The sequence below is a fragment of the Epilithonimonas hungarica genome (assembly GCF_900102265.1).
Taxonomy (GTDB): Bacteria; Bacteroidota; Bacteroidia; order Flavobacteriales; family Weeksellaceae; genus Epilithonimonas; species Epilithonimonas hungarica.
In genome coordinates this window covers 915,758-933,872 of record NZ_FNBH01000002.1, presented here as the reverse complement: position 1 = coordinate 933,872, position 18,115 = coordinate 915,758, and the positions used below count along the sequence as shown (strand labels likewise).

The window sequence follows — 18,115 nt, the reverse complement described above, 5'->3', positions numbered from 1 at the left end:
AATTACTTCATAGCAATCCGATACAATTTCCCACTGTCGGTAATTGCATAAAGATTTCCGTCTTTTCCGTCAAATACATCACGGAATCTCTCGTGTTGGTCTTCTAACAACCGTTCTTCCCCAACTACTTTATTATTTTCAAGAATAATTCTGTTGATTTTTTCTCCACTGAGACAAGCAATGAAAAGATTATTTTTCCATTCGACAATATTTCCTGTATAAAATGTAATCCCGCTTGGAGAAATTACAGGGTCCCAATAATAAATTGGCTGCTCAAGACCTTCTTTTTTCGTCAATCCATTATTGATTTTCTGCCCGGAATATTCGATTCCATAAGTAATCGTTGGCCAGCCATAGTTTTTTCCAGCTTGGATGAGGTTGATTTCATCGCCGCCTCTTGGCCCCATTTCGCTTTCCCAAAGTTCTCCCGTTTCAGGATGAATGGCAATTCCCTGCGGATTTCTGTGTCCGTATGAAAAGATTTCTGGTTGTGCAGTATTACTTCCGATAAAAGGATTTCCTGCGGCAGGTTTTCCATTTTTATCGATTTTAATGATTTTCCCCAAGTAAGTTTTCAGATCCTGAGCTAATGGACGAGTTTCCAAGTCTGACCTTTCACCTGTACTCACAAAAAGATTCCCGGATTTATCAAAAGCCAATCGACTTCCGTAATGCAGTCTTCCTTCATAAGAAGGTGTTGCTCGGAAAATGATTTTCACATTTTCAACTTTGTTTGTGGAAAGAACACCTTTTGCAACAGATGTCAAATTTCCTTTTTCATAAGGTTCTGAAAACGACCAATAAATGGTTTGATTATTTTCAAAATCTGGGTCAATCACAATATCAAGAAGTCCGCCTTGCCCACGACTGTCAACCTTCGGAAGACCAGTTATTTTCGTTATATATTTTCCGTCAGGAGACACAAGATTGATAAAGCCCGTTTTTTCTGTAATCAGAAAATTTTGGTTGGGTAGCTGTGCAATTCCCCAAGGCTTGCCAAGTTTTGTATTAATGATGTCAACTTGATATTCTGTCTGCGTTTTGTAGCCCATTACTCTCGTTTGTCCTTCAAAAGCTGGTTTGTTGTTCGAATTTGGTTTGTCTTTTTCTACAGATGGAAGATTTTTGAGGGATTCTTTTTCCTGACAAGAAATAAAAATCGTTGAAAAAAAGAACATTGAAGGAATGAAGGGCTTCGGCATAACAGATTTTTTTTTCTGATGAATGGAAAAATAGTGCCAGTAAAAAATTGTTAGTTTAAATTTTAATTCTACATTTGTAGAATAAAATATAATGTTGTAGAAATGAACGAGCAAAAATTAACAGAAACCGAAATCATCCTGATGGAAATCCTTTGGAAAAAAGAAAAGGTTTTTATGAAAGATATTTTGGAAGAATACAATGAACCAAAACCTGCGTCAACAACCATTGCAACGTTGTTGAAAAGAATGCAGAATAAAGATTTGGTAGGATACAAGCTTTATGGAAACTCGAGAGAATATTTCCCAAAAGTGAAGAAAGAAGATTATTTCCAAGGTGAAATGACTTCTATGATTGACCGTTTTTTTAATAATTCTGTGAGTCAGTTTGCATCATTTTTTACATCCAATGCAAAATTGTCTCAGAAACAATTAAAAGAACTTCGAGACATTATCGATAAAGAAATCACAGATTAAAATGCTAGTTCCTATTTTTAAAATGATCCTTTGTTCATCACTGTTGATAGGGATTTATTATCTGTTTTTGCAACGGGAAAAGATGTTTCGTTTCAACAGATTCTATCTTTTGTTCGCTTTGGTTTTTTCTTACGTGATTCCGTTTGTGAAAATTAATCTTCCGGCAGTTTCTCAGCAAAAGGACCAATTGATTTTTGACGAAATACCAACGCAACAATTAATTCAGAATGCAAATCAAACGTCACAATTTGACTGGATGAATTTCATTCTCATAGCCTCTGTTTTAGTTTCTATTGTGTTGATTATAAAATCAGTCATTTCAATTAAAAAAATCATTGAACTGAAAGGAATTGATATTAATTATCAGAATCAGAAAGTGAAATTAATAGAGAAAAATCTGCCTCCATTCAGTTTTTGGAACAAAATCTATCTGAATAAAAGTTATTTCGAAAATCAAATAATTGATAATAGGATTTTCCAACACGAGAAAACACATATCGTTCAGAAACACTCTTTGGATATTCTGTTTCTTGAGATTTTGAGAGTCATTTCATGGTTCAATCCTGCTTTATATTTTTATAAAAAAGCGATGACAGATAATCACGAATTTTTGGCAGATGAAAGCATTATTCAGCAAAAAAATAATGTGAAAGATTATCAACAGTTGATTCTTTCCGAGATTCTCCAAACTCAGAACCTTAGCCTAACACACCAATTCAATTACAATAACACCAAAAAACGATTTATTATGATGACCACAAAAAAGTCAAAATTCGAAAGAACCAAAAAACTGTTTGTTGTTTCTGCTTTTGCGGGATTAAGTTTTCTGTTTGTACAAAAAGTTTATGCTTCGGAGATCGAAACAGTAACTCAACCTATTCCAACAGAAATAGCTGGCAATAATTTCAAAAAGCTTGATACAATTCCACACAGAATCGAGGGCAAAAACAATGTAAAACTCAAAAATTCTAAAAAAGTAAAAACGCCACCAGCTCCAAAAGAATTTAAGGAAAACGAATTGCCAATTCCACCACCGCCGCCTCCAGCAGTTAATGCAAAACCAGCAGAGTTTCCAGAAGGGATAAATGCTCTTCGAAAGGATTTTTCTCAAAATTTTGATTCTTCTGCTTTTGGAAAAAAAGATGGCGTACTCAAAACAAGTATTTATATTTCAATTGATGAAAACGGGAAAACGACTGACATTAAAGCTGAAGGTCCTAATCAAGCTTTCAATGATGAAGCTGTCAGAAGTATGAAGATTTCTACTGCTGACAAAGTTTGGAAACCAGCAACCGAAGACGGAAAAGAATCCGCGACAGTTTTTAAATTTCCAATAACGATGAATTTTCAATAAAATATTTGTAAAAATAATTCAAAATTATCAAATAACCCTTTCAGAGTTTCAAACTCTGAAAGGGTTTCTTTTTATAGAAAACCACGTTTTATTTCGTAAATTTGTTCAATGCAATTCAAACTTCAATCAGACTATCAACCTACTGGAGACCAGCCTCAAGCCATTGAGAAATTGGTAGAAGGAATCAACATTGGCGAAAAATATCAGACGCTTCTAGGAGTTACCGGTTCTGGAAAAACGTTTACGATTGCCAATGTTGTAGAAAGTGTTCAACGGCCAACGATTGTGATGGCTCACAACAAAACTTTGGCGGCTCAGCTTTTTATGGAATTCAAGGAGTTTTTTCCGGATAATGCGGTGGAATATTTTGTAAGTTACTACGACTATTATCAGCCGGAAGCTTTCATCGCTTCTACAAATACTTACATCGAAAAAGATTTGAGCATCAATGAAGAGGTTGAAAAACTTAGGCTTTCTGCCATTGCAAGTTTACTTTCCGGACGACGCGATGTTTTAATTGTGGCTTCGGTTTCGTGTATTTATGGTGTTGGAAATCCTTCAGAATTTCATAAATCATTGATTACAATTGAGAAAAATGAAAAATTATCTCGTACTAAATTACTTCATCAATTAGTTAGTGCGTTATATTCTAGGGCTTTGAATGAGTTTCAAAGAGGAACGTTCCGCGTGAAAGGTGACGTAATTGATATTTATCCGGCTTATGCTGATACGGCGATTCGGATTCAGTTTTTTGGAGATGATGTGGAGAAAATCCAAAGTTTTGACCCGGTTTCCGGAAATGTGATTTCGAATTTTGATCTGATCAATATTTATCCGGCCAATCTTTTCGTAACCACACCCGAAACGATGCAAAGTGCCATCAAACAGATTCAGGATGATATGGTAAAGCAGGTTGATTTTTTCCGGGAAATCGAAAAACCTTTGGAAGCCAAACGATTGGAAGAAAGAACCGAATTGGACTTAGAAATGATTCGGGAACTTGGCTATTGTTCGGGAATTGAGAATTATTCCAGATATATGGATGGTCGTTTGCCTGGGACAAGACCATTCTGTCTTTTAGATTATTTTCCGAAAGATTTCTTGATGGTGATTGATGAAAGTCACGTGACGGTTCCGCAGGTTCACGCAATGTATGGCGGTGACAGAAGTAGAAAAGAAGTTTTGGTAGAACACGGATTCCGCTTGCCGGCTGCTATGGACAATCGTCCTTTGAAATTCAACGAGTTTGAAGATATGCAGAATCAGGTGATTTATGTTTCGGCAACACCTGCAGATTACGAATTGGAAAAATCCGGCGGAACTTATATCGAACAGATCATCCGTCCAACTGGACTTCTTGACCCAATTATCGAAGTCCGCCCAACAATGAATCAGATTGATGATCTGATTGAAGAAATCCATAAACGTGAAGAAGCGGACGAACGTGTTTTGGTTACAACTCTTACTAAAAAAATGGCGGAAGAACTGACCAAATATTTCACGAAAGTCGGAATCCGAACAAGATATATCCATTCTGATGTGGAAACTTTGGAAAGGATCCAAATCATGCAGGATCTGCGTTTGGGGTTGTTTGATGTTTTGGTAGGTGTCAACCTTTTGAGGGAAGGTCTGGATTTGCCGGAAGTTTCTTTGGTGGCAATTTTGGATGCGGATAAAGAAGGAATGTTACGTTCTCGCCGCTCGATGATTCAAACAGTTGGTAGAGCTGCGAGAAACCTGAATGGACGTGCGATAATGTATGCTGATAAGATGACGAAATCTATGCAGGCGACTATTGATGAAACCAATTATCGTCGTGAAAAGCAGATGAAATATAATGCAGACAATGGTAAGGTCCCTCAGGCTTTAAACAAAAAAATAAGTGAAAATCTGGTTGGAAGAAGCAAGGATTTCCCTGACGAAAAATATACTCAGAAACAAATCTTACAGGAAGTTGCGGAAACCAAAGCAAGTTATGGAAGTGAGGATATCGAAAAAATTGTAGAATCCAAACAAAAAGAAATGGAAGCTGCAGCAAAAAACCTTGACTTTATAAAAGCTGCGAAATTGAGAGATGAAATTGCGGCTTTAAAAGCTTAGATCATTTTTTCAAGAAGTATTTATAAAACTTCAGAATTTTCTTGATTTTACGCTTTCTTACCATCTTTTCAGAAGCTTCATTGATTTTTTGAAGGCAATATTCTACAGGAACTCCCGATAGTTTGGAATACTCATCACTAATGATTTTCATTGTCTCCAAATTATCCGTTAATCTCGCAAAATTTCTGAGTCTTTTGTCGGTTGGAAAATCAGAATGGAAATTCATTCTGTTAAGGTCGACCAAATAAAAATTGTAAGTTTCGTTTTCTTTCTTCAACAAGAAATTTCCGGAAGCATTGTCAATAAACTCGATTCCGTTTTCGTGCAAGTTGAACATCAGATTGGCATATCCTCGGAAAATCTTTTCTCTATCAGAGAATTCAGGATTATGGAGCGCATCGGTCAACGGGAAACAATTATCAAGTTGCTCACTCATATAATAACTCGACGTCAATCCCCAAAAATCAAAGAACTCGATGTAAGCAACAGGGTTTGGGGTATAGAAATTTTTACTGAGAAGAACGTTGGCATATTCGAAAGAACGTCTGGCTTTGGATTTTCTGTAAAATTTATACACATGCCTGTTGATAACATTGTGTTGTTTGAAAGATTTGAAGTTATATTTTTTACCATCGATCTCAAAAACTTTCACCACATTTCTTGCTCCAGGACCAATTAGAGTACCGCCGTTTTTGAAGTTTTTAATAATCTTAGAAACTTCATTTTTATATTGAGAAAAACCTTCAGAGAATACCCAGTTCATTGTCTTTTAGTTTTAGGTTATTAGTTTAAAGACGTTTTAATCAGTTCCATTACTTTATCATTATCAACATTATTTGTGTTTATGGATAAACTTTTATGATTATAAGGTTTGTACATATTTTCATCTGTCACAGAAAATAGCCCAATTGTAGGAGCTCCGGAAGCGCTTGCCAAATGCATTACGCCATTATCAGCCGCAATGAAAACAGCACAATTTGCTATGAAGCCTCCCATTTCACGAACATCTTTGCTGTAAAAATTCGGAATCTTGAAGTTCAGTTTTGAGATATTTTCTACAGGCAGAAGTTCGATGATATTGTAATCTGGAAAAGTTGCTTGCAATTTATCATAAAAAGCATTCCACCAAGCTTCGGAATAGCATTTGTCTCCCGTTGCATTGGTAAAAAGACAGATGGTCTTTTTGTTATTTTTTACAATGTCATGTAGCTTTTTCTTTCCATCTTCAATTTCTGAATTATCTAATTTTAAATCAAGAAAAGGAACTTCAGATTTGTTTTCATCGATTCCGATCTGAGCTAAATAATATCTTAAATTGTAGATCGTATTTTTCGCAATGTGATTGTAATCAGCATATTGAGTTTTTAGTTCTTCAACATCTTCTCCAAAGAACTTGTGGTCAGCTTTTGCAAATGATATTGATAATCGTCCGGAAGAAGAACCTTGCGTTGCGTTGATTGCCAGATCATATTTATTCCATTTCAGGGCGAACCAGCCTTTTAGATATTTCAATAAATTGCTGAAAGGTTTTTTCGGAAGCTGGTAAATATTGTCAACACTTTTGTAATTTTTAAAAATAATTGGAGTTACACCCCCTTTTACGAACAGATCAATTTTGGCATCCGGAAATGTATTTTCAATCTCCTGAACCAATGGTGTTAGCAAAAGAAGATTTCCCAGTCTATGATTAGGTCTGGAGATCAGAACTCTTTTTACTTTAAGATCTTTATTAAGTTTTCCCTCAGCATGCGACTTACCAATGTTTTTGGTAAGGCTTTTCATAACAGACCTTCTTACGGCGTTTATCTTTTTCTTCATATAACTTTTATACTTGCAAATTTACCGAAAAAAATTATCGTCTGAGCGGTTTTAGCAAATCCATCAATCCATTTAATTTGATTTCATAGATGGTTGCCAATTGCATCCCGAGTTTTCCTGAAGGAAATCCGCCGTTTCTCATAAACCACTCGAGGTAAGAAATTGGTAGGTCTGCGAGAATTGTTTCTTTGTATTTCCCGAAAGGCATTTTGACTTCGCAAATTTCTTTCAGGATTTGAGGATTGATTCCTTCCATTTTAAATAATAATGTCGGGTTTGCCTTCTATTTCGTCTTCTTGATTTGGGAATTGTAAAGGAGGCGGTGTATCTTCTTCAGAAAATTCGTCTCTGTAAACCTGTATTAATAAGACAGTTATTGACATTAGGATCGGACCAAATATCAGCCCCATAAATCCGAAAATATTCATACCCATAATAATCCCAAAAACGGTGATCAATGGATGGATATCTTCTAACTTTTTCAATAATGTAAATCGCAGAAGATTATCGGTCAAACCAACTATCACCAATCCGTAAATTAAAATTCCAACGCCCGGGCCAGTTTGTCCTTCAGCAATCATAAAGATCCCCACAGGAATATAAACAATGGCTGCGCCGACAACAGGCAACATAGATGCAAGGGCTGTTAATGCAAATAAAAGCATTGGGCTTGGCGCACCAAAAATATAGTAACCGATCAGAGCGACTATTCCTTGTCCTAATGCTACCACAGGAATCCCGATGGCGTTTGCCATTACAAGCTTAGCAAATTTATCTCCCAGCATTTGCGTATTTGTTCTTTTGAAAGGCATTGCTTTCGCCACAATTCTTTCGAATAGTCTGGCTTTCGTAAACATAAAATACAGGATAAAATACATAGAAACAACAACTGTAAAAGTATTGAAGGTCGTACTCAAAGCCTTTGTAGAAAAGTTTCCGGCAAAATTAGTTACTTTAGTAATATTCTCTTTGCTAAGGATATCAAATCCGACTTTCCGATAAACAAACTGATGGATCTTCTCTAGAAAAATATTGAATTTCTGCATATAGACCTGTGCATTTCCTAACTTGGAAACCAATTGGTCAATTGTAAAATAAACAGGCAAAATCAGGATCACAAGAGAAGCCAGCATCAGAACAGTTGCTGATAACCAAGGTTTCCAGTTTTTCTCTTCTATTAAATAAAAATTATACTTTCTACATATGATGTAAAGCGTGACTGCTCCTAAAACCGATGGAATGAACAATGCCAGATTCCAGCAAATTAATCCAACCAATACGCATATAAGAAGAATTAAGGCTATCTGTTTGATGATAACAGAATCTATTTGTTTATCGGAATCTGACATAGTTTATTTTATTTTTTATGGATTTAATTGCCTTGGCGTCCCACAGTATGCACAATAAGTAGAGTACATCGCAATGTAAGCGAATGGAATTGTAAGATAAATACCAACGCAACATAGTACCACACCTGCAATACTGATAAGACCAGCTAACAATCCGGTAAGTAAAATCGTGCCATAATTATTTTGTACAATATCAAAAGACTTCTTCAAAGCATCAAAAGCGCTTGCTTTTTCAAAAATCAAAATAGGATAACCCAAGAAAAAGAACGGCATTACGAAGACAGCTGGCAATATGCACATAAAAAGTAGAATTGTCAGTGCAATCTGAGTAATTAATGCATAAATGAAAATATTAATAAAGTTCTGTCTGTAAGCAAAAAAGATATCGGAAACAACAATTGGTTGTTTGAAACTGGACTTATTAGCCACATAAATCAAACTTACCAAAACTGGCGTAAGAAGAAGCGTAACTAAAAAACTTGCACCACTATAAGCTGCAAAGCCAGGAGCCGCGATGATGTCTTTATAATCTACGTGTCCGCCACTTGTCATTTCTTCCACCAAAAGTTGAGAATCAAAACCAGTGATAAGCTGGACGATAAAACTAAGCAAGAAATAGATGACAATCGCCAAAAAGCAATATAAAAAAGTATTCTTAAAAATCTCTAAAGCGTGAGAAATAATAGAGCCCGCTTCTCTTTCTGGGGTTGTTGCTTGAGAATCAAAATCTTTGAAATTTTCCATTGTAGTTTGAGTTTGAAGTTTATTATCAAATCTACATAAAAAATTCTTGAATCGAATTAAATCAGTAACAATTATTCCTGAAAATCAGCAATCAAGTGCTTGTAAAGAACATAAATCATAGCATTCCAAAACGGAAATGTCAGAAATAATCCAAAACCAAAAGCTAAGATTCCAGAATAAGAAAAAAGGATGGAGGCAAAACTCGCTACAAAGATCAAAATGATATTTTTCTGAAATGTCTGAATATTGATCCTGAATGCTTCGAAGAAATTGGAATTCTTGAAGAAAATCAAAGCCGGAATAAGCAACATCATTGGAATCCAAACCAATGTAAACACAGATAAATAAGTATTGACCACACTCCAAAACAATGAGTAAATTGCAAAAATGAAAAAATAATGACCTCGGAATCCTACAAAAAGGTCACTCATTTCCGGAGTTTCTCCCAAATCCAATTTTCTGTAAATTTTAAAGAATCCGATATTCAGGGGAAAAATTACCGCTTTGATGACCAAAACTACCATTGCAAAAGAAAGCGCATTTTGTGTTTGCATCAGTACTTCGTATTTTTTCAAAAATGCCTGAGTGTCTGTGTAAAATAAGTTTTGAAATTTCTGAACTTCTTCAAAAAGACCATAATATCGGAACGCATACATTGCAGCAAACATAAAAATAGCAAAGTAAATGGCGCTGAACAAAAACTGAAATGGCAGTGTTCTCATCCAATACTGATAAGCTTCCGTTAATATTTTCCCGATTTCTGGTTTTTGCGTCGTCATTCTAAAATTTTTGCAAAAATAGAGGATTGGAATTGATAAACCACATTTTAAGTCTTTTATCTTTTCTCTATCATCTTTTTTCTATTTTTGTTTTTATGTTTGAGAATCCGCAGTTTCAGAAGATGGACGAATTATCAGAAAGAAAAGAAACCTTTTTTTTCTTGATTAATTTTTTGATGGACGAAGTTAAAATTTTCACCAAAAACGAAATTGAAAATAACGCTTTGTTGGTTGATTTTCCGAACGTTACAAGCGTTAATTATCAGTACGAAACAATTCCTGATTTTAAATGGAAATCTTTCCCTGAAACATTAGAAGATTATAAAAAAGGATTTGAAATCGTTCAGGAAAATCTCAGAAAAGGAAATTCTTATTTAACGAATTACACAACTAAAACCGAAATTGAAACAGACTTAAGTTTAGAAGATATTTTCAGATTTTCAAAAGCGAAATATAAAGTTCTGGTTCCGGATGAATTTGTGTTTTTTTCACCAGAAACCTTTATAGAAGTCGTTGATAATAAGATTTTTACACATCCAATGAAAGGAACTATCGATGCAGAAACCGAAGATGCCGAAAGTATCCTGAGAAATGACCCAAAGGAAAAAGCGGAGCATTATACGGTCGTCGATTTGTTGAGAAATGATTTGAGTATGGTTGCAGATAATGTTCATGTTAAAGAATTCCAGAGAATCGATTATATCAAAACCAAGCAGAAAAATCTCTTGGCGATGAGTTCGGAAATCGAAGGTGACATCAAACCGGAATATCAAAATCAAATTGGAACAATTCTTCAAAAGTTGTTGCCGGCAGGTTCTATTTTAGGCGCTCCAAAACCGAAAACCTTGGAAATTATTTTGGAAGCCGAGCAATATAATAGAGGTTTTTATACTGGAATTGCAGGATACTTTGATGGAAAAAATCTGGATTCCTGTGTAATGATACGTTTTATTGAAAAAGAGAATGACAAATTTTTTTTCAAAAGCGGAGGTGGAATTACCCATCAAAGTGGCCTTATCAGTGAATATGAAGAAATGAAAAACAAGATCTATGTCCCGATTTATTGAAAGCATCAAAGTTGAAGACCAGAAAATTTTCCTGAAAGAACTTCATCAGAAAAGAATGAATGACACTTTTTCGAATTTTGGAAAAGAATGTAAAATCGATATTTACAGTTTATTTCTCAATCTGGAGCACGACGAAGACGGACTTTACAAATTCCGAATCGAATATGATCTGGAAAACAATTTCAAAACGCAAGTTATTCCTTATGCCATTTCAGAATTAGATGATTTCGAATTGGTTGTTGATAATGAAATCGACTATAGCTTTAAGTCTGCTGACAGAACTCAATTACAAAAATTGAAAGACAAAAGCCACGCTGACGAAGTCATTATTATCAAAAATAATCAGATTACAGACACATCATATTCTAATCTTTTGTTCTTGAAAGATAAAACTTGGTTCACGCCGAAAAGTTATCTTCTGAATGGTGTGATGAAACAAAATCTATTACAGACAAAGGAAATCAAAGAAACCGAAATTAATTTAGATAATATCAAAGAATTTACACATTTTCAGCTTATCAATGCTTTGAATGATTTTGATGATATGTTCATTTATCCGATTGAGAAAATCATTAATCTTCCGAAAGAAGAATCGGATTTGGAGTTTTAAACTATTAAAGAATTATTAATTCTCGCGGATTTAGCGGATTACGCAGACTTTAAAAATCAGTAAAATTTGTTTAATCTGCGAGAAAATTTACTTCAACTCCACGAAGTACTGCTTCAAGATATCCGCATTATTACATTCCGAAGTCATTACTTCCAATATTTTCGGTTTAGAATCCGGCTTGAAATAATTTGGTAAAACACGGTCAAGAGAGATTTCGTCTTCAACTTTTATATAATCAAATCCGAAATTCTTTGCTAATAATTCTGCATTTCTGTGATGTTGCGTTGCAATGAATTCGTCCAAAGCATTTGTTCCGCTTGGTCCAGGAATGATTTTGAAAATATTGCCTTCGCCGTTGTTGAAAATCACAATTCTTGTGTATGGCGGAATGTACTGATTCCAAAGTCCGTTGATATCATAGAAAAACGACAAATCTCCGGTAATCAAAATCGTGGGTTCGTCTTCCATCATCGCAAATCCCATTGCTGTAGAAGTACAGCCATCGATTCCGCTGGTTCCACGATTGCAATACACATCATATTTCTGATATTCAAATAATTGTGCGTAGCGGATTGCTGAGGAATTTGAGAAATGAACTCTATAATTCTCAGGAATTTGATTGGATAACTGATTAAAAAGATAGAAATCTGAGAACGGCGCTTTGTTCAGATATTCCTCGTGTTTCGCATCTTTTTTATCTTTCAGAACATCCCAAAGATTGAAATAAGCTCTTGGTTCCAGATTGATGGATTTCAATAATTTGGAAAAGAATAGTTCTGGTTTTATTTCAATTTTTTGGCTAAGGACAAAATAAGTATCCGGTTGCCAAAATTCATCGATATGCCAATGTTGTTTTGGCTTTGCCTTTCTCAGGAATTGTTTCACTCTTTTGGAAACCACATTTTGCCCGATGGTAATCAATAAATCTGGCGCATAAGTATGATAATCTTCTTCAGAAAAATCTGTGATATATCGGTCGATATGAGCGAAAAATTTATCGTGCTGAAGATTGGAATTCATTTCCGTTAAGACAACAACAGTATGGTTTTTAACCAATTGCGAAAGTTGAGCTTCCAACTCTGGATTTGGGGCAAGCGTTCCTGCAAGAACCATAATTCTTTTGGAAGTATGCCAGTCTGCAACCAGATTCGAAGGAAGTTCATAATTTTTTTTCTGAATTGTTTTCTCAACAGCAGGCATCAACGGAAGCTCATCCAAAAGATTATAAAGAGGTTCTGCCAAAGGAATATTGATATGAACTGGTCCGCTTTTCTCGATGCAAAGTTCAACCGCTTTTTTAATCGTCTCAAAATTATAATCATCAGCGCTGTCTTTTTCATCTTCCAGCAATTCGAAATCACCGTAAGAATGTTGCTGGAAAATATTTTTCTGACGAATCGTCTGCCCGTCAAAAATATCCACAAAATCAGCAGGCCTGTCCGCTGTTAAAACCAAAAGAGGAACATTCTGATAAAAAGCTTCTACGACAGCCGGATAATAATTAGTCGCAGCAGAACCGCTTGTACAAGTTATTGCAACAGGTTTTTTAATCGATTTCGACATTCCTAAACCGACAAAAGCAGCGGCTCTTTCATCCACAATACTGTAACATTGGAACGTATCAATCTCGGAAAAATGAATCGCCAAAGGTGCGTTTCTGGAACCTGGAGAAATGATGATTTTATCGATGCCGTATTGTTCAAGAATATGAGCTAGAATTTGGATGCTGCGTTTTGCGGAATATTGCTTCATTTGGGAAACTTTCTGTAATAAATATATTATTCTAACCACATAGAAACATAGAACTATTTTTCCTTGACTTATAAGTTAAAATAGATTTTCCAAATAAAACTATTGTGTCTATGTGGTTTTAATATGCAAATCTAATCAAAAGCATTGGAAATTCTTTTTAAAACAATCGCAATTGTTGAGTCCTGCTTCCTGTAAAATGCTCAGTCGTCAAACATGCTCTTTCTTTATTATTAAAAAATTTCTTCTTTCCAATTTCAAAAGTTTTATGAATCATTTCTGCAATGTTTCCTTCGCCTTTGTATCTTTCATAAAATCGTTTTTCGCCGAGATTTCCACCTCGCATTGAGCGAATGAGATTCAAAACTTTGTCTTTTCTGTCAGGGAAATGCGCTTCTAGCCATTGGATGAAAACAGGTTCAACGGTATCATTCAATCTGACCAAAGTATAACCACAGCTTCTTGCGCCAGCTTCGGAAACAGCTTTCATTATTCCGAGACTTTCGTCGCTGGTCAAACCTGGAATGACAGGCGCAATCATCACATTCACCGGAATATTTTTCTCGGATAAAAATTCTATTGCTTTCAATTTATTTTTTGCGGTTGAAGTTCTTGGTTCCATTACACGCCTCAGATCTTCATTAAGCGTCGGAATACTCATCGAAACCGAAATCAGGTTTTTCTCAGCCATTTTTTCGAGAATATCCAAATCTCTCAGAATCAAAGCGTTTTTTGTGATAATGGAAATCGGATGTCTGTAATCCAGACAAACCTGAAGCAGTTTTCGGGTAATTTCAAATTGTCTCTCAATCGGTTGATAACAATCGGTATTTCCGGAAAGCATAATGGGTTTTGGAACGTAAGATTTCTTCTGAAAGGTTTTTTCCAGAAGTTCCGGCGCATTTTTTTTGACCATTAATTTTCTTTCAAAATCAACACCTGCGCTGTATCCCCAAAACTCGTGAGTTGGTCTTGCAAAACAATAAGAACAGCCGTGCTCGCAACCTTGGTACGGATTCATAGAATAGTCCATCATCAAATCGGGACTTTTAATCACATTAATAATACTTTTCGGGAAAACTTCTGTAACCTGAGTCTTGATTTTGTCCAATTCATAGTCTTCCGGCTCGAAAGTATATCTGTCGAATCGGTTGATGACATTGCGTTGCGCACCTTGACCTTTTGGAATTAAATCTGACATTTTTGATTAATATTGATTACAAAGAATCCTTATTGTAAATTTTTTATTTACAATGTATTATGTGAATTAACGGAATTTGACTTCCGTTTTTGCTATAAAAATTCGTTTGGATTTCTGTTTCAAAATTATCACTTGGAAAATGAAAAATATCTTAAAATTCCGGAAAGTTTTCCACAAAAAAATCCGGCTTGCGAGAACCGGAAATTTGTATAATAAAAATAGTGTGTGTTATAAGAATGCGTCCAATTCTACGCCGTCATTTGGAGATGCGTAATATTTTCTTTTAGAATTTCCGAATAATAAATGATGGTCAGAATATTCGCTGTTATAAATCTTGTTTTTAAAATATTTCCTCGCTGCAAAAATTCCCAAAACAGCAGCTGTTCCGAAAAGTCCTGCAAAGATTATTTCTACATTTCTATTCATATAATATTAAGTTTTGGTTTTTTGTCAAGCAAAAGATGTTCCTTTTTTGCGTGTCAGTACCGATCTTATCAAAAATTTAAGATTCTTAACAAGGCATTTTACAGTTCAGTCGGATTTTTTAACAGTTCGGTCATATATAATTGCTTAACTTTTCTTTCTGTCATAATTTTGAACCAAGAAATTAAGAAATGCAAAGAAAAAATATCATATCGCTGTTTTGGGTTGGTTTTGGAGTAAACCTTTTTTTCTTCATCGTAGATACGGATGAGAAAACAGTGGAGAATTTTTTTTATGGACTTTTAGTTTGTCTGATGTACTCATTCTTCATCGGAATCAGTAATGGATTGACGAACGAATTCCTGAACAAAAAATTTCCCTGGACGGAACAAACCAGAACACGAACCATTTTTGGAATTATTGCATTGGTCGTTGTGAATGTGGTTGTGAGTTATCTGTGTGGTTATCTCAACTTTGTGGTCATTCAGAAAACAGCTACTGCAGAAACTTTCTTCTCTGCGAAATACAATTTTATCAATTGGTTTACAATTAATATTGCATTGATGATTTCGGCTTTTCTTCATGCCAAAGGCTTTATGGAGGAACTGAAGAAAAATACAAAAAAAGAAGTTGTAGAGCAGAAACTGATTGCAAAATCTGCCAACGCCCAATTCGAATCTTTGAAGAATCAACTGGACCCGCATTTTCTTTTCAATTCTTTGAACGTTTTAACAGCTTTGATTGATGAAAATCCTGAACAGGCGCAGAAATTCACGACATCGATGTCAAAGATCTATCGTTACGTTCTAGAGCAGAAAGACAAGGAAATGGTGAAAGTGGAGGATGAGATAGAATTTGCTAAAATCTACTGTAACCTTTTGAAAACCAGATTCGAGGATAGCGTGAATTTCATTTTTGATATTAATCAAGATGATTTGCAAAAATTCGTAGTTCCACTTTCATTACAATTATTGTTGGAAAACTGTATCAAACATAATTTCGCAACCTCATCAAAACCATTGAATATCAGAATCTTCACAGAAGGAAAATTTCTTTCAATAGAAAATAACCTTCAAGTAAGAGAACAGCTTAAAGAAAGTGCGGGAATTGGTTTAGCAAACATCGTTCAGCGATATGCACTTCTTACAAAAGACAATGTATTTATAGAAAAAACAGAACAGACATTTAAAGTCAAAATACCAATATTAATAGAAAAAAAATCTCAAACAATGACAACTTACACCACACAATCTACAGAAAACTTCGCTTACGAAAGAGCAGTAAAAAGAGTAAAAGAATTGAAAGGATTCTATGGAAATTTGATTTCCTATTGCATTGTGATTCCATTTTTGGTCATTATCAATCTATTGACATCTCCTGAGCAAATTTGGTTTTACTGGCCAATGCTTGGCTGGGGAATCGGTCTTATGGCTCACGGGATGAACGTATTCGCAATCGGTAAAAATTGGGAAGAAAAGAAGATTCGTGAAATAATGAACAATCAGAAATAATCTTAAAATCAATCACAATGGAAAATATTAATAAAGAAAATCCACGTTACGAAATGGCCGTGGAAAGGGTACAAAAAATCAAAAAATTCTATTCCGGAATCCTTGTTTTTGCAATCGTATTTGGTGTAATTTACGGAGTCAGATTCTTCAAAAACGGATTTCCTCAAAACCTTGACGAGATGCAGGTTTCTTGGATTTTCATCATCTGGGGATTGATTCTGGCAATCAAAGGCGTAAACTTATTTTTCTTCAATTCCGATTGGGAAAATGATATGATCAACAAAGAAATTAAAAAGGAAAACAATGGAAATTATTAATAAACAAGACAATATCAAATATCTTGAAGCCAGAAGAAGAGTGAAAAAACTGAAAGGGTTTTATACACATTTGGTAATTTATATTCTTGTAAATCTGCTGATCGTTTTGATTAATATTCAGAATCTGAAACCGGGAGAAAGCTATTTCAGAGCAGAAAATTTCATCACCCTATTCTTCTGGGGAATTGGTTTGTTAGCACACGCATTGAGTGTTTTTGTTCCGCAGTTTGTTCTCGGAAAAGATTGGGAAGAGCGAAAAATTCGGGAATTAATGGAAAAGAATAAGTAATTTAAAATAGATTCTTATGGAAAATCGAAAACCCGAAGAGAATTCAGATGAAAAAATTCGCTATCTGAATGCGCAAAAAAGAGTCAAAGAGATTAGAGGCTTCTATGCCCATTTAGTGTCTTATATTGCTGTAAATATTATATTGATAATTTTCAACATCCTTTATCACGAGCTTGGCTATATGAAGATAAAAGTAAATCAGTTTTATAGCCTTATAGTTTGGGGAATAATAATTTTAGTTCACGCTGGATTTGTTTTCTTGGGAAAGGATTGGGAACAGCGAAAAATTCGCAAATTAATGGATAAGGAAAAATAATATTTTCACTAATTTCGATTCAATTAAAAAAACTATAAAAATGATAAGAACGATAATCATTGAAGACGAAAAACCGGCGGTAAGAAGACTTGAGAAATTATTAGGTTTATTTTCTGATTTAGAATTAGTTGCAAGCCTTAATTCTGTGGAAGAGTCAGTTGATTGGTTTCAGGAAAATGAACATCCGCAACTGATTTTTTCGGACATCGTTTTAGGTGACGGATTATCGTTTGATATTTTTGATAAAGTTTCAACCAAGGCTTTTATTATTTATACAACAGCTTTTGACCAATACACATTGAAAGCTTTCAAGTTGAATAGTATTGATTATCTTTTGAAACCCATTGAAGAAGAAGATTTGGCAAAAGCTATTGAGAAATTCAAATCGTTCTTACCGGAACAAGGCGCTGTTAATTCGCAGGAAATCAGGCAAATTGTTAAAAAAGAGCAGGCAACACTTTCCAGAATTTTGGTAAAAATTGGTTATAATCTGAAAGTCGTTTCCATCAATGAAGTCAGTTGCTTTTACAGCGAAAACAAAATCGTTTATCTTAAGACCAAAGAACGAAATTTTCCGACAGATTTTACTTTGGACGAACTGGAAAATGTTTTGGAAGAATCCAAATTTTTCCGTGTCAATAGACAATTCATCATCAGTTCAGATTACATCAAAAACATCCACACTTCCCCAAATTATAAAGTCGATCTGGAGTTCCAAACGAATGAAGAGATTACGGTAAGCAGGGAACGCGTGAAGGATTTTAAGGATTGGCTGGCAGGAAATTAAAAAACAGACTTTTCGGGAATTCCGT

The 18,115-nt window shown here is 34.9% G+C and carries 20 protein-coding genes; 10 read left to right on the top strand and 10 right to left on the bottom strand.

What is annotated here, in order from left to right; all coding sequences use genetic code 11:
* Positions 1-2: 2 nt before the first annotated feature.
* Positions 3-1,202 (bottom strand): PQQ-dependent sugar dehydrogenase, encoded by a 1,200-nt coding sequence (locus tag BLT30_RS11590; protein ID WP_089873676.1) that lies wholly within the window; start codon positions 1,200-1,202, stop codon positions 3-5.
* Between the two features lie 102 nt (positions 1,203-1,304).
* On the opposite strand from BLT30_RS11590, the gene BLT30_RS11585 reads away from it, so the two are divergent.
* The 3 genes from BLT30_RS11585 (at position 1,305) to uvrB (ending at position 5,130) form a co-directional block, all read left to right on the top strand.
* Positions 1,305-1,676, top strand: coding sequence for a BlaI/MecI/CopY family transcriptional regulator (locus tag BLT30_RS11585; RefSeq protein WP_089873675.1), 372 nt, complete (start codon positions 1,305-1,307; stop codon positions 1,674-1,676).
* A 1-nt stretch (position 1,677) separates the two neighbouring features.
* A complete protein-coding gene (locus tag BLT30_RS11580; RefSeq protein ID WP_089873674.1) occupies positions 1,678-3,030 on the top strand; it encodes a M56 family metallopeptidase in 1,353 nt (450 codons plus the stop codon).
* A 108-nt stretch (positions 3,031-3,138) separates the two neighbouring features.
* Positions 3,139-5,130, top strand: coding sequence for an excinuclease ABC subunit UvrB (uvrB, locus tag BLT30_RS11575; protein WP_089873673.1), 1,992 nt, complete (start codon positions 3,139-3,141; stop codon positions 5,128-5,130).
* A 1-nt stretch (position 5,131) separates the two neighbouring features.
* On the opposite strand, the gene BLT30_RS11570 is transcribed toward uvrB, so the two are convergent.
* The 6 genes from BLT30_RS11570 to BLT30_RS11545 all read right to left on the bottom strand — a co-directional run bounded on the left by BLT30_RS11570 (position 5,132) and on the right by BLT30_RS11545 (position 9,820).
* Positions 5,132-5,893 carry a lipopolysaccharide kinase InaA family protein gene (locus BLT30_RS11570; protein WP_089873672.1) on the bottom strand — a complete coding sequence of 254 codons (762 nt, stop codon included), beginning with the start codon at positions 5,891-5,893 and terminating at the stop codon, positions 5,132-5,134.
* 20 nt (positions 5,894-5,913) lie between these two features.
* A complete protein-coding gene (locus BLT30_RS11565; RefSeq protein ID WP_089873671.1) occupies positions 5,914-6,948 on the bottom strand; it encodes a glycosyltransferase family 9 protein in 1,035 nt (344 codons plus the stop codon).
* A 34-nt stretch (positions 6,949-6,982) separates the two neighbouring features.
* Positions 6,983-7,195: a DUF3820 family protein gene (locus BLT30_RS11560; protein WP_089873756.1), complete on the bottom strand. Its 213-nt coding sequence runs from the start codon at positions 7,193-7,195 to the stop codon at positions 6,983-6,985.
* A 10-nt stretch (positions 7,196-7,205) separates the two neighbouring features.
* Positions 7,206-8,297, bottom strand: coding sequence for an AI-2E family transporter (locus BLT30_RS11555; protein ID WP_089873670.1), 1,092 nt, complete (start codon positions 8,295-8,297; stop codon positions 7,206-7,208).
* A 15-nt stretch (positions 8,298-8,312) separates the two neighbouring features.
* Positions 8,313-9,041, bottom strand: a complete 729-nt coding sequence (locus BLT30_RS11550; RefSeq protein ID WP_089873669.1) for a beta-carotene 15,15'-monooxygenase — start codon at positions 9,039-9,041, stop codon at positions 8,313-8,315.
* A 71-nt stretch (positions 9,042-9,112) separates the two neighbouring features.
* Positions 9,113-9,820 (bottom strand): hypothetical protein, encoded by a 708-nt coding sequence (locus BLT30_RS11545; RefSeq protein ID WP_089873668.1) that lies wholly within the window; start codon positions 9,818-9,820, stop codon positions 9,113-9,115.
* Positions 9,821-9,942: 122 nt separating this feature from the next.
* On the opposite strand from BLT30_RS11545, the gene BLT30_RS11540 reads away from it, so the two are divergent.
* Together BLT30_RS11540 and BLT30_RS11535 are read left to right on the top strand one after the other, a co-directional pair.
* Positions 9,943-10,887 carry an aminodeoxychorismate synthase component I gene (locus BLT30_RS11540; RefSeq protein ID WP_089873755.1) on the top strand — a complete coding sequence of 315 codons (945 nt, stop codon included), beginning with the start codon at positions 9,943-9,945 and terminating at the stop codon, positions 10,885-10,887.
* Positions 10,871-11,497 carry an aminotransferase class IV gene (locus BLT30_RS11535; RefSeq protein ID WP_089873667.1) on the top strand — a complete coding sequence of 209 codons (627 nt, stop codon included), beginning with the start codon at positions 10,871-10,873 and terminating at the stop codon, positions 11,495-11,497. The genes BLT30_RS11540 and BLT30_RS11535 overlap by 17 nt, the downstream gene beginning before the upstream one ends.
* Before the next feature lie 87 nt (positions 11,498-11,584).
* Here BLT30_RS11535 and menD read toward each other — a convergent pair whose 3' ends face one another.
* The 3 genes from menD to BLT30_RS11515 all read right to left on the bottom strand — a co-directional run bounded on the left by menD (position 11,585) and on the right by BLT30_RS11515 (position 14,873).
* The gene (gene menD / locus BLT30_RS11530) at positions 11,585-13,249 is read right to left on the bottom strand and encodes a 2-succinyl-5-enolpyruvyl-6-hydroxy-3-cyclohexene-1-carboxylic-acid synthase (protein WP_089873666.1); all 1,665 of its coding nucleotides are present in this window, start codon (positions 13,247-13,249) and stop codon (positions 11,585-11,587) included.
* 157 nt (positions 13,250-13,406) lie between these two features.
* Positions 13,407-14,447: a PA0069 family radical SAM protein gene (locus BLT30_RS11525; protein ID WP_089873665.1), complete on the bottom strand. Its 1,041-nt coding sequence runs from the start codon at positions 14,445-14,447 to the stop codon at positions 13,407-13,409.
* Between the two features lie 228 nt (positions 14,448-14,675).
* Positions 14,676-14,873, bottom strand: a complete 198-nt coding sequence (locus BLT30_RS11515) for a hypothetical protein (RefSeq protein WP_027382938.1) — start codon at positions 14,871-14,873, stop codon at positions 14,676-14,678.
* Between the two features lie 188 nt (positions 14,874-15,061).
* Here BLT30_RS11515 and BLT30_RS11510 point away from each other — a divergent pair, with 188 nt between their 5' ends.
* Genes BLT30_RS11510 through BLT30_RS11490 form a run of 5 tightly spaced genes read left to right on the top strand, consistent with a single transcriptional unit; the run spans position 15,062 to position 18,090 of the window.
* The gene (locus BLT30_RS11510; protein WP_089873663.1) at positions 15,062-16,381 is read left to right on the top strand and encodes a 2TM domain-containing protein; all 1,320 of its coding nucleotides are present in this window, start codon (positions 15,062-15,064) and stop codon (positions 16,379-16,381) included.
* A gap of 17 nt (positions 16,382-16,398) precedes the next feature.
* Positions 16,399-16,698: a 2TM domain-containing protein gene (locus BLT30_RS11505; RefSeq protein ID WP_089873662.1), complete on the top strand. Its 300-nt coding sequence runs from the start codon at positions 16,399-16,401 to the stop codon at positions 16,696-16,698.
* Positions 16,685-16,987, top strand: coding sequence for a 2TM domain-containing protein (locus BLT30_RS11500; protein WP_089873661.1), 303 nt, complete (start codon positions 16,685-16,687; stop codon positions 16,985-16,987). Before BLT30_RS11505 ends, BLT30_RS11500 begins: the two co-directional genes overlap by 14 nt.
* A gap of 16 nt (positions 16,988-17,003) precedes the next feature.
* A complete protein-coding gene (locus BLT30_RS11495) occupies positions 17,004-17,303 on the top strand; it encodes a 2TM domain-containing protein (RefSeq protein WP_089873660.1) in 300 nt (99 codons plus the stop codon).
* 40 nt (positions 17,304-17,343) lie between these two features.
* Positions 17,344-18,090 (top strand): LytR/AlgR family response regulator transcription factor, encoded by a 747-nt coding sequence (locus tag BLT30_RS11490; RefSeq protein ID WP_089873659.1) that lies wholly within the window; start codon positions 17,344-17,346, stop codon positions 18,088-18,090.
* Positions 18,091-18,115 lie beyond the last annotated feature (25 nt).